Annotated in this window: 1 protein-coding gene; it reads left to right on the plus strand. The window is 45.7% G+C overall.

Annotated elements, in window-relative coordinates; genetic code table 11:
- Positions 1-1,164, plus strand: a 1,164-nt coding sequence (locus LJE11_RS19065) for an IS200/IS605 family accessory protein TnpB-related protein (RefSeq protein WP_227296395.1), incomplete at its 5' end; no start/stop codon positions are given.
- Between the last annotated feature and the right edge of the window lie 135 nt (positions 1,165-1,299).

Below are 1,299 nucleotides of genomic sequence, written 5' to 3' on the forward strand. Positions count from 1 at the left end.
GCAGAGCATCTGGTGCATACTACAAAAAAGAATCCTGCACGCTTTGATTTTGATCTTCGCTTTCCGAAGATGCCGTCCTACCTGAGGCGAGCCGCAATCCAGCATGCATTGGGAAGTGTATCTTCTTACGAAACACGGATGGATTTGTGGGAAAAGTCAGGAGAAAAAGTAGGGAAACCCAGACTGGCGTATGAGAATCATGCCATGCCTGTTTTTTATCGTGATGTCATGTACAGAGAGGAAAAAGAAGGAAAAGACGAAGCATACCTGAAACTGTATGATGGCCATGATTGGAAATGGTTTTGTGTGCATTTAAATCACACAGATATGGAATATCTGCGCAAGAACTGGTCGGGGAAAAAGGCATCAGCCCCGACACTGGAGAAAAGGCACCATAAATATTTCCTGCGTTTTTCTTATACGGAAGAAGTGACACTTACGAAGACACCGGTAAAAGAACAGATCATCTGTAGTGTGGACTTGGGAATCAATACCGATGCGGTCTGTACCATTATGCGGGCAGACGGAACTGTCCTGGGGAGAAAATTTATCAATCATCCCAGTGAAAAAGACCGGATGTACCGCACACTGGGCCGGATCCGAAGATTCCAGAGGGAACACGGCTCTGCGCAGTCACGGGGAAGATGGGCATATACGAAACGCCTGAACATAGAGCTGGGAAGAAAAATTGCAGGTGCGATCGTAAAAAATGCAGAAGAGAACCATGCAGATGTGATCGTATTCGAGTATCTGGAAATGCAGGGAAAGATATCCGGAAAGAAAAAACAGAAACTGCATCTGTGGAGAAAACGGGATATCCAGAAACGCTGTGAGCATCAGGCACACAGAAAAGGAATGCGGGTATCCAGAGTCTGCGCATGGAATACGAGCAGGCTTGCATACGATGGCTCCGGAAGTGTGTCCCGTGACCTGAAAAATCACAGTCTTTGTGTATTCCAGACAGGAAAAAGATATAACTGTGACCTGTCGGCATCGTATAATATCGGAGCAAGATATTTTATCAGAGAACTTTTAAAATCCCTTCCGGTAACGGAAAGGTCTTTGCTGGAGGCAAAAGTCCCTCCGGTAAAGCGTAGAACCTCGTGTGTTTATGCAGATCTGAAAGAACTTCATTTACAAATGGAAATCTTAAAGGCAGCATAAATGCAGGCAGATATACAGTGGACTACCTGCAATGTGGGAACCTGCCATATCTGGCATGGAAAAATGCGCATAACTGCGCTGACCTAAGTTACAGGCGTATCCGCCGATATTTAGTCTGACGCCTAAAGCGTCTGG

Source organism: Blautia sp. DFI.1.216 (genome assembly GCF_020594215.1).
Lineage (GTDB): Bacteria > Bacillota > Clostridia > Lachnospirales > Lachnospiraceae > Blautia_A > Blautia_A wexlerae.